The 12553-nt window shown below is 46.3% G+C and carries 8 protein-coding genes and 1 riboswitch; of the genes, 4 read left to right on the top strand and 4 right to left on the bottom strand.

Annotated features, from left to right (window positions below):
- The first annotated feature begins 77 nt into the window (after positions 1–77).
- Positions 78–557 (top strand): HPP family protein, encoded by a 480-nt coding sequence (locus L5M29_RS00710; RefSeq protein ID WP_131523614.1) that lies wholly within the window; start codon positions 78–80, stop codon positions 555–557.
- An 82-nt stretch (positions 558–639) separates the two neighbouring features.
- Here the strand turns inward: L5M29_RS00710 and L5M29_RS00705 are convergent, their stop codons facing one another.
- Positions 640–1995, bottom strand: coding sequence for a short-chain fatty acid transporter (locus L5M29_RS00705; protein WP_263165680.1), 1356 nt, complete (start codon positions 1993–1995; stop codon positions 640–642).
- 234 nt (positions 1996–2229) lie between these two features.
- Between L5M29_RS00705 and L5M29_RS00700 the strand changes: the two genes are divergently transcribed.
- On the top strand, positions 2230–2700 hold the full coding sequence (locus L5M29_RS00700; RefSeq protein WP_263165678.1) for an FKBP-type peptidyl-prolyl cis-trans isomerase: 471 nt from the start codon (positions 2230–2232) through the stop codon (positions 2698–2700).
- Between the two features lie 131 nt (positions 2701–2831).
- On the opposite strand, the gene L5M29_RS00695 is transcribed toward L5M29_RS00700, so the two are convergent.
- A complete protein-coding gene (locus L5M29_RS00695) occupies positions 2832–5438 on the bottom strand; it encodes a glycosyl hydrolase family 18 protein (protein ID WP_263165677.1) in 2607 nt (868 codons plus the stop codon).
- A gap of 113 nt (positions 5439–5551) precedes the next feature.
- Positions 5552–5640: riboswitch (cyclic di-GMP riboswitch) on the bottom strand.
- Positions 5641–5989: 349 nt separating this feature from the next.
- Positions 5990–6775, bottom strand: a complete 786-nt coding sequence (locus L5M29_RS00690) for an ROK family protein (protein ID WP_263165676.1) — start codon at positions 6773–6775, stop codon at positions 5990–5992.
- A 393-nt stretch (positions 6776–7168) separates the two neighbouring features.
- Between L5M29_RS00690 and L5M29_RS00685 the strand changes: the two genes are divergently transcribed.
- Positions 7169–8956, top strand: coding sequence for an aminopeptidase P family protein (locus L5M29_RS00685; protein WP_263165673.1), 1788 nt, complete (start codon positions 7169–7171; stop codon positions 8954–8956).
- Positions 8957–9142: 186 nt separating this feature from the next.
- Here the strand turns inward: L5M29_RS00685 and L5M29_RS00680 are convergent, their stop codons facing one another.
- On the bottom strand, positions 9143–10408 hold the full coding sequence (locus L5M29_RS00680; RefSeq protein WP_263165671.1) for an HD-GYP domain-containing protein: 1266 nt from the start codon (positions 10406–10408) through the stop codon (positions 9143–9145).
- A gap of 531 nt (positions 10409–10939) precedes the next feature.
- On the opposite strand from L5M29_RS00680, the gene L5M29_RS00675 reads away from it, so the two are divergent.
- Positions 10940–12508 (top strand): methyl-accepting chemotaxis protein, encoded by a 1569-nt coding sequence (locus tag L5M29_RS00675; RefSeq protein ID WP_212600787.1) that lies wholly within the window; start codon positions 10940–10942, stop codon positions 12506–12508.
- The last annotated feature ends 45 nt before the right edge of the window (positions 12509–12553 follow it).

Here is a 12553-nt window from a genome sequence, read left to right as displayed (position 1 = left end):
GATGGCTTGCTGAACATTCACGTACACAATTCATTATAAAAATAAGGGCTTAACACAAGCCATTAATGGGAGAAAAGATGCAAAGAATCAATCCACAGAATCTAAAGATGGCCTTGCTCGCAGGATGTGGAGCCACGTTGTGTATCAGTAGTTTAGCGACGCTTGAACAGCTAACACCGCAAACCATTTGGTTGATGGCCCCCTTTGGTGCCACTATGGTGTTGTTGTTTGCCTTGCCAGAAAGTCCGCTCGCTCAACCGAGAAACATTCTCTGCGGCCACTTACTCACGAGTTTGGTTGGACTGATAATTCTAAATACTTTAGGAGTCTCCCCGCTAGCCTTAGGGCTTGCGGTCGGATTAGGCATAGCGGTGATGATGCTAACCCATACTGTGCATCCACCAGCGGGAGCGAATCCTCTGGTCGTTATGCTCACGGCGCAGCACTGGGATTTTCTGTATATGCCCGTCGCCAGTGGTGTTGCGCTCATTCTGGCTTTTGGTTGGCTGTATCACAACTTACTTTGCCGCCGGCAATACCCACAAAAGTGGTTTTAATCATTCATCGCCAATAAAAAAGGGCAATTTTAAATTGCCCTACACTTTACTCTAAAATGCAAAATTGGCTGTCATTTTGCCTTTAGAACCAGCTCAACGCGATACTGATAATCACGCCTGTGATCATCAGCTGCATTAAACAAAAGCCCATAATATCCCGCGCTTTTAAGCCCGCAATTGCCAGCACGGGCAGTGCCCAAAAAGGTTGAATTAGGTTAGTCCAAGCATCACCCCAAGCTACGGCCATAGCCACCCGAGCAACATCGGCGCCCAAGGCTTCGGCAGCGGGTAACATAATCGGCGCCTGCACGGCCCATTGACCCCCTCCCGATGGCACAAAAATATTTACAATTCCCGCGCTAATAAAGCTCCAAAATGGCAGGCTCTCGGCACTGGCTATGGCCACAAAACCTTCCGAAATACTTTGGGCTAAACCCGACTGCACCATCACAGCCATAATGCCCGCATAGAAAGGGAATTGGATCACAATCCCTGCGCCGCCCTTAATGGCCTCATTCAAGCTGGTTAATAAACTGCGTGGCGTTTGATGTAAGAGGATGGCGAGAAACAAGAATAAGAAGTTCACTAAGTTAAGGTTTAAGCTGCCGCCCTGTACCCAAAAGTAATAGCCTAAGTACACAAGCCCAGCGCCACCGACACTCCAGCCGAGTAAGCGGCTATTTTCTAACTTATCCGCAGGTCGGCTTTCAAGCTGACACTCGCTCACATTGGCAGGGTTAAGCTCCAGCGCCGAAGCTGCGAGTTCGCTGCCTTTGTCGTCAAGGGCGCTTGGGTCGACATAAATGCTGTCCTTGTCTTCAGGCAGCATAAAGCGATTCACTAATGGCATGACCACAAAAAGAATCGCCACTAACAGTAAGTTAAAGCTCGCGAAAATGGTTTCACTGGTGGGGATAATGCCAATTTGCGATTCAGAGAAATGCCCCGCCGTTGCTATGGTTAATGGGATAGAACCCGCAAGCCCACCATGCCAAACCACAAAGCCAGAATAGGCGCTGGCGACCAGCAGCCGATAATCCACTTTCACTTTACGCGCTAAGGCTTTGGCAAATAACGCGCCCACCACTAGCCCGAATCCCCAGTTAACCCAACTGGCGGCCAGTGAAACCAAGGTTACTAAAATAATGGCTTGCGGTGCCGATTTAGCGAATCCTGCAATCGCATCGAGCAGCTTTTTAATCGGCGGCGAGCTTGCCAGCATGAATCCCGCCACCAGCACTAACAGCATCTGCATCGAAAAACTCAGCAAGGTCCAAAAACCATCGCCCCAATAATTGATGACTTCCAGCGGAGTTTTGTGTTCTGCGACCACAGCTGCAATTAACACCACTAAGGTGAGTAAAAGGACGAAAATATAGGGATCGGGTAGATATCGGTCGACGAGTTTGACCAAAGGTTTTGCCGCTTTGTTTAACATAGACTTTCCTTGTTTATTATCTAAATTCTAGTTTTTATCTGTTTTTATTGAATTTTTATTGAGTCTTAAGCCCACAGATTAAGCGATCTCTAAAGCGGGATAAAGTCTTGAGGGGATTTTTAACGCCTTGAAGTAGTAGCTGCAGATATCCCGCTCAACGCAGGTGCGAGTGCCAATAGCATCTCAAGCTAAAAAACTGATAATATGGCGAAAATTAACTAAGGTGCTCTTTATATGAAAATGTTACTTGCCGTTGCTGTGATTGCTGGGGTGATTTTTTACTTCTTTACCTCGATGAACGGCCAAAAAGCCGCCCAAGAGAATATCCGTTTAGGCAATGAATTTTTAACGCAAAACAAAACCAAAGAAGGTGTGATCACCACAGCTTCGGGTTTGCAATATCAAGTGTTAACTCAAGGCGATGGCACAGTTCATCCTAAAGCCAGCGATACAGTGACAGTGCATTACCATGGCACTTTGATTGACGGTACTGTGTTTGATAGTTCGGTTGATCGCGGCGAGCCTATCGCATTTCCGCTTAATCGGGTGATTAAAGGTTGGACCGAGGGCGTACAACTTATGGTCGTTGGCGATAAAATGCGGTTTTTTATTCCCAGTGAACTCGCCTACGGTAACCGTAGCACGGGCAAGATTGGTGGTGGTTCTGTGTTAATTTTTGATGTGGAACTGCTTAAGATTGATTAAATCAGTCTTCAATGAGTCTGTCTTAACGCATTCGGCTGTATTCATAAAAAACCTAACGCTTAATAAAGAAAAAAGCCCTGAATCTTCGCAGGGCTTTATTTTTTAACCAATAATATCAAAATTTTGGATAATTACTGGCAGGTTGCCGCGCCAATATCAACCCATACTGCTGCAACACCCGGTACATCACCTTTAGTCCAGTAACTCGCCTTCCAAACACGACCGTTATAGCGAGTAGTTTGACCGCCGTTATACACCACACCCGCATCCCAACCGAGATCAACTTGGCTGAGTAGCAGCCATTGGTCTGCGGTGCGAGATGGCGTATTGCCCTGAGTCCAATACTTTGCTTTCCATACCAACTGACTATGACTCACAGTATTACCCGTGTTGTATACCACACTGGTTTGCCAAGCAGGATAGTTACCGGCATTGGGATCGGTTGCATCGCATCCACCGCCGACCACTTTTGGCGTCACGGTCAGATTAGTCGATGCGCTCGCATCTAAGGCACCATCGGAAACCAGCACACTCAAACCATAGCGGGTCGCTTCGGTAACATTGGGGCCAGTAACCACTAACGTGGCACTATTTTGTCCGATTGCCGACACGCCTGCGGGCACAGTCCAAGCGTAGGTTAAGGCATCACCATCTGCATCGGAGGCACTCGCTACTATACTGACGGTTTTACCCGCTTCAACTGTCGCAGTCGGAGCCAGAGTCACTACAGGTGCTTGATTAGGCGTATCAGCCTTGTTGGTTACTGTCACTGAATCTGTGGCAGATAACCCTTCAGGATCGGTGACTTTAAGGCTAAAACCATGGGCGACATCGGTTTGGGTTGCTCCCAGTTGAATAGTCGCATTCGCCATATCCGCATTCGCGATGGCAACACTTGGCCCAGAGACTTGAGTCCAGAGATAGCTTAAAGCAGCGTTTTCAGGATCGCGCGAACCGCTACCATTGAGCGTCACATCGGCGGGACCTGTGACATTCACATCCGCGTCCGCATTGGCAATGGGCGCTTTATTCACTGGCGGAGTGGTGCCTTCACCATGACCTAAACCTTCGTGCATGGCATTCAGAATGTCACCATTATCGGCATCAAGTTCCCACGCAAAAAGCCCACCAAGTTGATTAGAAAGCACATATTGCCCCTTGGCTTTAACTGAACGAGCATCATCGAAAGTGATTAAATCGCCAGTAGATGCCTTGAACAAAGATGGCGCCTCAGCTGTTTCGTCGTAACTGTAAGTCCAACCACTTCCCATATAGTCGTTCGCTATCTGACGATAATCCACCACACCAGCTTCCCAAGTACCTTTCACTTTGCCCGTTGCCGTCCCCGTGAAAGGATTATTACCACTGTAGCCATTAACACCTGTCCAGCCGCGGCCATACATAGCGGCACCGACCACAATTTTCCCTGGGGTCACACCTTGGCCTAACAGCGCATTAACGCCATTAGCTGTGGTGTAACGGGTATTGGGATCCCAACTCGCTTCATACAGATTGGTTTGATGGCCGAGTTCAGTATTAGTCCAACCACCATTAAAGTCGTAACTCATCAAGAAGATGTAATCCATGTACTGCTGAGCAGCCTGATAATCGACTTTTTGAATTTTATCGTCACCAGCGCTAATGGCTGAGGTCAGCTCATAGGTACGACCCGTTTCGGCGCTTAGTTCATCAAGCATCGCCCGCAGTTCACGCATCAGAGTCACATAGGTTTCACCGTCATTGGCATTACCTAAATTTGGGTTAGCGCCATTCCCCCCTGGAAATTCCCAGTCGATATCAACGCCATCGAAGAATTTCCATGTCTGTAGAAACTCTTTCACCGAAGCGACAAAGATATCGCGCTTGGCTTTATCACCGAAGAAAAAGAAGGGATCCGAGAGGGTCCAACCACCGACCGAAGGTAAAATCTTCAAATCTGGATGTGCTTGCTTAAGTGCCATCAATTGACCGAAGTTACCTTTGTAAGGATCTGAATGCTCACTCACTCCCGCCTGCGGTATTTGAATCGCCGCCCAAGGATCGTGAATCGCAACTTTAAAATCACCACGACCACTACAAGCACGTTGCAACGCTTCGAAACTGCCTTCGATTTCTTTCAAGCTATCATTGATGCCATTACCACCACAAATTGGGGTAAAGCCATATAAAATATGGGTTAAGTTTTGCGCAGGTATCTTATCGACCGGGAATTTACGACCGTATACGCCCCATTCGACAAAGTAACCTCCCACCACTTTGCCTGATTTATTAGCATAGGGACGGTTGTTTTCTTTTAGGGGAGCATTGAGTGGCACTAAATGGCTGCCGTCAGTATCAGCCACGAGGATTTGTTTAGCATCACTAGCCGTACAACCATCGCTGTTACACAGTTGTACTTGCATCTGATAACGGCCGCCCTTGTTCACCTTAAAGTTAGCGATTCCCGACGCGCCAGATGGGCCTTCCCAAACCACATTGCCGTTGAGCAACACTTGGGCTTTATTGCCCACATCGCCACTCCAAAGGTTCCAACTGACGGAGACATCGGCGGCATCTTTCACCGTAACTAATTGATTGTAAGCGGTAGCCGCTTGATTCACTTCAATAATAGCGAACTTAGTTTCGCCCCAACCTAAAGTCGGTTTACCGGGCGCCGCTGCAAAAACGCTGGCACTGATGGTAGATGCCAGCGCTGATGCCACTAGCAAGGCTGATGTTGAAATTTGAGTCTTGAACATGAGATATCCCTATTGAATTTTTATATGAATCAATAAGGCAAACAAAGCGTAGACAGGAAACAGCACTCTCTTAAAACCATGCAAAACGACTGACAACTGCACGAAGAAAAACCTGTGGTATCCCCGCTATCATAGGTACAGACGAACCCTTAGACCGGAGGCTTTGCGTCCCAGTTTTTCAACTGGTTTGCCTTTTACACACAATGACAACGTTGTCATTGCAAATATCAGCATAAGCGTAAGCGCAATAAAATTGCAACAAAATATTATCAACTGTGTTATTGGCTAAAATCGTAAATAGAACTAGGCATCTGATAAGAAAGGAATTATGCAAATTAAACTATCGCTAATATTTACTTTGGGTAATGAGGATCATCTGAATACTTTAAGAATAAAAAAACAGGACTCGATATGCCAAAGGCATCATAAGTCCTGCTTTATATTTCACAATTTACGTCGCTTATGCAGCTAAACCTCAATCACTAAACATTCATGGCGCAAACCATTGTCGAACAACATGATGATCCTTATGCGCGGGGCATTTATGATCCTTATGCACGAGGATAGTCCCTTGCGAGCATCACTGATAAACCGCGGCAAACCAAGGTTTCCATATCATCGACACGATTGATTTTCATCTCAGCTAAGGGCGCGCTCAATGCCATTTGCTTTAAGCTTTCGAGGCAACCTTTGTAGTAAGGAGCGCTATTCATCATACCGCCAGCAAGCCAAATTCGATTGGGATTAAATAAATTAACCGCCCACGCTAATCCCATGCCGAGATAACTGCCCGCGCGATATAAATCATCCTGAGTGGAGATTTTGCGGCTGCGCACTGAATCGCCACTGGCCAGTTGCCCTAAACTAAACTCGCCAGATTCTGTCATCACGCGACAAGGCCCCAACTCCCCCGCCACGCCCGTCGCTCCCGTAAAGACTTGTCCATTAAAGGCAATAGACATACCGATCCCAGTGCCGCACATGACCAATAACTCACAGGCATATTTGGCATCACAAGTCGCTTGCATACCCGCATCGATATCGTTGCAGATAAACTTAAGCTCACCCTGGGTTTTGACTGTATCGAAGCTCAATCCATTGAGTCCAGGTAAAGATTTACAAGAAACCAAACGATTATTTTGTACCAGTCCAGGTACGGCAATCGCTAGTTGGTAATGCTGTAAATCATAATCACGTTCAAACGCCGCAATTTGATTATTTAACTCTTCAATTTTAAAACCTTCACCTGTGGGGATTTTATATTGTTCTGTATGCCCCGCGAGCTGAAGTTCGAACAGGGCTTTGGTACCGCCCACATCTATTGTTAGTATTTGCATCGCTTACTCCACTGATACATGTGCCCCACTCTGACCCCGAGTAGAGATGGCAAATGTTAGCATAGGGTCCAAATGTTAGCGATTGAATAAAACTTAAGTTGCTAATTTGTAAGGAACAAGTCCTAATTAAAACATGACCAACCTTTTATTTAATTCACTTTTCATGCTCAAAATCACATAAATAAATTAACAACAAACCCCATAACCTCAAGCGTCTTACCTGCACAAATTCACGATTGTATACAAAATCCTTTATTCGCTACCCTTGCATCTAGCGCGCTAGACTTGCGATAATCCGAGCCGGTTAAAACTCAAATCAACATAAACCTACTCATCCTTAGTCGATCTTCGCCTACCGACTCGCATAGCATGCCAGTCTCTATTGGAGCCCATATGTCACAATCAATCGCTAACCGTCTCGGTGCTATTCGTAACGAATTAACATCTGCTAATCTCGATGCTTTTATTATTCCCCGTGCCGACGAATATCTGGGCGAATATGTGCCAGCACATAACGAACGTTTGTACTGGGCAACCAACTTTACCGGTTCGGCGGGTATGGCTATCGTATTGAAAGATAAAGCCGCAATATTTACCGATGGCCGCTATACGGTTCAAGTTCGTTTGCAAGTCGATGCCACACTTTTCAGTTATGAAAGCCTAACCGATACACCACAAATTGAGTGGTTATGTGACACGCTACCAGCGGGGTCACGCGTCGGCTTCGATGCGCGCTTACATACCTTAGCTTGGTATGAAAATGCCAAAGCAACCTTAAATAAATCCCAAATCGAATTAGTTGCAGTTGAACAAAACCCTATCGATTTGCATTGGCAGAATCGGCCAGCACAGTCGAACGCTCCTATCACTTTGTTTAGCAACGAGAGTGCTGGTAAAACCAGCCTGCAAAAACGCATTGAAATTGGTGCATTAGTAAAAAAAGCCGGTGGTGATGTCGCCTTAATCGCCGCTTTAGATTCTTTCTGCTGGCTACTCAACATTCGTGGCAATGATGTACCGCGCCTGCCCGTTGTACTCGGCAGTGCCCTGCTCCACGCCAATGGCGATATGCAGCTTTTCACCGATTTAAGCAAACTCCCAGAGGGCATTGAGGAGCATGTTGGTGCTGGCGTAAGCTTTAAGGGCGAGGCATCTCTTGCCGATACACTCGCCAGCATGCAGGATGTAAAACTACTTGCCGATCCGAATTCTGCAAACGCTTGGGCACAAAACATTGCCCGTGAGGCAGGAGCAAAATTGATAGCTGGAATCGATCCTGTCGCTTTACCTAAAGCGCAGAAAAACGCCGCAGAACTGGCCGGCATGCGTGCCTGCCATATCCGCGATGGCGTCGCCGTGAGTCGATTCCTTGCATGGCTCGATGCCGAAGTGGCAGCCAATCGTATGCACGATGAAGGCACCCTTGCGGATAAATTGGAAAGCTTTCGCCTAGAAGATGAGCGTTACCGCGAGCCAAGTTTCGACACGATTTCAGCTGCCGGTCCTAATGCCGCTATGTGCCATTACAATCACAACAATGGCACACCAGCCATGATGACAATGGACAGCATCTACTTAGTGGATTCTGGCGCTCAGTATATTGATGGCACGACAGATGTGACCCGTACCATTGCAATTGGCAAAGTGACCGATGAGCATAAAAAAATGGTTACGCTGGTGCTAAAAGGTCATATTGCCCTCGACCAAGCTCGCTTCCCGAAAGGCACCTCAGGCCAGCAGCTCGATGCATTCGCCCGCCAATATTTATGGCAACATGGTTTTGATTACGATCACGGTACAGGCCATGGTGTGGGTCATTTTTTAAGTGTGCACGAAGGTCCGCAGCGCATAGGTAAAAATGTCAACGGTATCACATTGATGCCCGGCATGGTGCTTTCCAACGAGCCGGGTTACTACCGCGCCGACGACTTCGGTATTCGCCTAGAAAACCTCGTCGTCGTTCAGCACTGTGAAGCACTTAAAGGGGCTGAGCGTGAAATGTATGAGTTCGATGCGTTGACTATGATCCCTATGGATGCGCGCCTTATTGATAAGAGCCTGTTAACGCAAGGGGAAATAGACTGGTTTAATGCTTATCATCAGCAAGTCTTCAATACACTTTCTCCGTTAATGTCGGGTGATGAATTGGCTTGGTTAACTCAAGTGACTAAAGCAATTTAGCACTCCGCTGATAAGTAGCGATTTAAGTCGTTATATTAGTCACTTACACACTATAAAATAGAACGCCCAAGGCAATTAGCATTGGGCGTTTTTTTAGCGCTATCTGTGTGTTTTAAAACCCACGCCTTATTTCAAAACCATGATTTCAAAACACGATTTAAAAACACGATTTAAAAACATGAGTCGCTAAACCATAGTAGGTTGTGCCATCGGCTGGTAAGCATCATCCAGCGATGCTTTAGACAACAATTCAAAGTCCTGATGAATTTCAATAAAACAATCGACTAATTCAGGGTCGAAATGCTGACCTTTGCCTTCAATAATTAAGTCGATAGCCTCTTGGTGGCTAAAGGGCCGCTTATAACATCGGGGAGAAGTCAGCGCGTCATAAACATCAACTAGGGCCACTATCCTCGCCGAAAGCGGAATATCTTCACCTTTCAAACCAAGGGGATAACCACTACCATCCCACTTTTCATGGTGACCCGAGGCAATATCGCGACCCATCTGAATAAAAGTACATTGGGGCGCATATTCCAACAAACTGCGTAGCACTTGTCCCCCGATCACAGGATGAGCTTTAATTTGCTCAAACTCCTGCGGCGTTAATTTACCCGGTTTAAGCAAAATCGCATCGGCAATACCGACTTTACCTATATCGTGCAAAATGGCCGACAAACTAATGTCTTGAATATAATCTTCGTTCAATTCTGCAGGAGGATTGGCGGCCAGTAGTCGCTGCGACGCAAGCATTTTCGAATACTGCCGCATACGTAGCAAATGCGCGCCCGTTTCGTTATCTCTGTATTCGGCGAGTTTAGCTAAGCCTAATACGGTAGCTTGGCGTGATGCTAAGGTTGAATCGAGTGCGTCAGCCAACTTACCTAATAAATAAGTGATGGTTAACGTCAACATAGCATTGGTCACGACAAAATTGACCACGACAACCGCCCAAATACCGACGCTATAACCTTGGGTTTCAGGCCAATTGAGCCAATTAAAATGATAGGCAAAACCAATCAATACCAAACTTAGCCCATTCAAACACTGGGCATATAAGCTGGCTCGATTTCCTAAAAAAATACCGACTAACGGCGGGAAAATAAATAACCAGAAAAAACCAGCTCCCGAAGGGCCAATCGCAATTAAAAAACCGATGCCGATAGCAAAACCCAGCAAGCAGCCACAGCCAAAACGCGTACTATCAGCAAGCTTAGGAAAATACAGTAAAAGCAGTAAAAACAGATAAGCCAGCGTATCAAATACCACCATAAACCAGAGATCGGCGATGACGCATAAATACACACTTGTGATATATACAGGCACGCAGAGAATCGCTAGAAAGCCAAATAAACGTTCAAAGATCAAACGTCGCCAATGTGGCAGTGCCGCCGCTGTTCCCAAGGACGCTGTGGCTAATTTAGTTACACCACGCCTAAGTGATATCGCCATGGGAAGTTCCTCTTATGTAGCATTCCCGCTGTGAGCTAATGAAGTAGAAGAGCAAAATCAAGATACACCGCTGAAGCAAGGAGAAATAAGCCATCTTTTGTTGCCCATTAAAGAATAGACTAAGGCCAATAAAGCGCTCCATGAATACTGCGATATCAAGCCGAATCAACGACATTAGTCCAATATCATCGAACATAATTTATATTTAAGATGAATGACAAATACCCACTCAAGACATAAAAGAATAACCCTATACAAAATACTAGAATTAACGATTTAACAGGATAAACGCTCGTTTAACATCATATTCTCACTACTTAAAAACTTTATATATTGCAATAGCTTATAAATACGACGAACGATTGATTTTCACTAGTCAGCCATGAGAAACCGCTCTCCTATACCCACACAAAAATGATACTCTTATCACATAACAAGCTTACTCCGATGAGAGTCAGCACAAGAAAATTCGCGCCTAACACCGCGCCCTGAACCCTAATGAACCACATCGGCCCTGAATGGACACACTAAATGAGCCAGAGTAACGCCTCAGCGAATAAAATAGTTAATACACAGAGATCAGATCAAGAAATCCGCCTAACACCACAAGATGAACTCATTTCCACCACTGATACTCGCGGTATCATCACTTACGTTAACGCCCGTTTTGCCGAAGTCTCAGGCTATAGCGATCAAGAATTAATTGGCAGTGCCCACAATATGGTGCGCCATCCAGATATGCCGAGTGCCGCCTTTAAGGAAATGTGGGGAAAACTTAAGTCAGGCCAATCTTGGCGCGGCATAGTCAAGAACCGCTGTAAAAATGGTGGCTTCTATTGGGTCGATGCCTTTGTGTCTCCCTTGTTTGAAAACGGCATTATTGTCGGTTACCAATCGGTGCGCATTCAGCCTCAAGTCGCCTACGTCACGAAAGCTAATGAGATTTACCAAAGACTCAAATTAGACAAATCCATTCCTAAACCCTTAAGTTTAATGCAAAAACGTATCGTATCTGCGGTTGTCGCCTCCACAGGTTTACTGATCGCTGGCTACTTTTGGGGCTGGGGCGTGATTATAGCAGGGGCGATTCTGATGAGTTTAAACCTCGCCATTTTCTACGATGAGGCTTTTCGTATTCCCGCTAAACTGATTGAAATGCAAACCAAATATGACTCTATCAGTCGTTACATTTACTCGGGTGCAGATACCTCTTCTATTCTCGATTTCCAGCTCATCATGCTACAGGCCAAAATGAATGGCGTACTTGGGCGCACCCAAGATCAAGCCAATCAATTACATGCCATTGCCGATCAATTAGTGGTCGCAACCGAGCAAACCTATGTCAGCCTAGATCAAGAGAAAAGTCAGCTAGAACAGCTCTCTGGCGCGATGGAAGAAATGAGTTCAACCATCACAGAAGTGGCGCAGAATACACATCTCACGTCCACCAGCATCAATACCGCCTATGATCTCTGCCTTAAAAGCAGTGCCAACATGAAGGCCAACACTCAAAAAATGGAGCAACTGGCAAAGTCTGTTGCCGATGCCACCAACAATGCCCATCAATTAAATAAAGAAGCCGAGCAAGTCGCTAATGCGATGGGCGAAATTGACTCTATTGCCGAGCAAACGAATCTCCTCGCCCTCAATGCCGCAATTGAAGCTGCCCGTGCGGGTGAACAAGGCCGTGGGTTTGCCGTGGTCGCCGATGAAGTACGCGCCCTATCGAGCAGAACCCAGCTATCGACCAACAGTATTTCTAAGAGTGTCGATAAGATGTTCACTATGCTCAACGCATGGGCCAAAGAAATGGAACAAAGCCGTCAACATGCGGAGCGTTGTGCCAGCGATATTCAACTGTCCGCCGACAATGTAAACACCATTTACCAAGAAGTGAGTGATATCCACACCTTTGCCCAACAAAATGCAGTGGCAGCCGATCAACAGCGTCAAGTGGTCAATGAGATCGCCAGTAATATTCACTCCATCACCCATGCCAGCGCCGAGAACTTAGCCGCAACCCATCTGATTGGTGATGCAGCCCATCTTCTTAAACACAATGCCGAAAAAGCCCTTGGCCTGAGGCGCACCTTCGGTTAAACATAAGTACAAGATCCAAAATACCGCAGCCTAGGTTGCGGTATT

The organism is Shewanella sp. SM95, from assembly GCF_025653595.1.
In the GTDB taxonomy this organism is placed as follows: domain Bacteria; phylum Pseudomonadota; class Gammaproteobacteria; order Enterobacterales; family Shewanellaceae; genus Shewanella; species Shewanella oncorhynchi.
The sequence above is the reverse complement of the archived record's forward strand: the minus strand, read 5'-3'. Positions and strand labels throughout refer to the sequence as shown.